The sequence below is a fragment of the Bacillus sp. LR--39 genome (assembly GCF_053613335.1).
The window spans coordinates 1-611 of the sequence record NZ_JBSIOT010001165.1 but is presented as its reverse complement, the minus strand read 5'-3'; the positions used below and the strand labels follow the sequence as shown (position 1 = coordinate 611).

The 611-nt window shown below is 44.2% G+C and carries 1 pseudogene; it reads left to right on the top strand.

Features of this window, described 5'->3' with window-relative positions:
* Positions 1–611 (top strand): annotated as a pseudogene (locus ACWHAR_RS29180) (DUF418 domain-containing protein); the annotation flags it as partial.

Sequence of the window (611 nt, the reverse complement as noted above, 5' to 3'; positions counted from 1 at the left end):
TAATATGCCCTGCTCGGTTTTGTCCTGCTCTTGTTTCGAAAAGCAAAGCCGAAAACACTGCTGATATGGGCGGTCTCTTTGTATCTTCTGTTTTCCATTCCGTTCATGTTGACAAGTTTTGATCAATCGAACGGACAGGAATGGGTACAAGCGGTAACACAGCAGGCAACACAAGCGATTCATGTTTATGGAAGCGGCAGCTTGAAGGACATTGCAGAACAACGGATCCATGACCGTCTTGTTTACATGTCTTCGAATGGCATGCTTACGTATAATCCGCTCAACTTCTTCTTTGCATCCATTCCTTATTTCAGCATGTTTTTGCTGGGAGCTGCGGCAGCAAAATCACGGTATTTGCATGAACCGGAAAAGCATCGCAAAGGATTAAAACGATTATGGATGGCTGGGCTTGTCATCGGCATCGGCGCCCAGGTGCTGTACAATGTAACGGATAAAGAAATAAGTTTGCTGATTGGCGCGCCTTTCCTCATGTTTTTCTATGTTACAACGGTTGTCTATCTTTATCATAAAACAAGAGTGAGAACAGTGCTGCAATCATTCTCCGCTGTTGGGAGGATGGCATTTACCAATTATCTGATGCAGTCTATTGT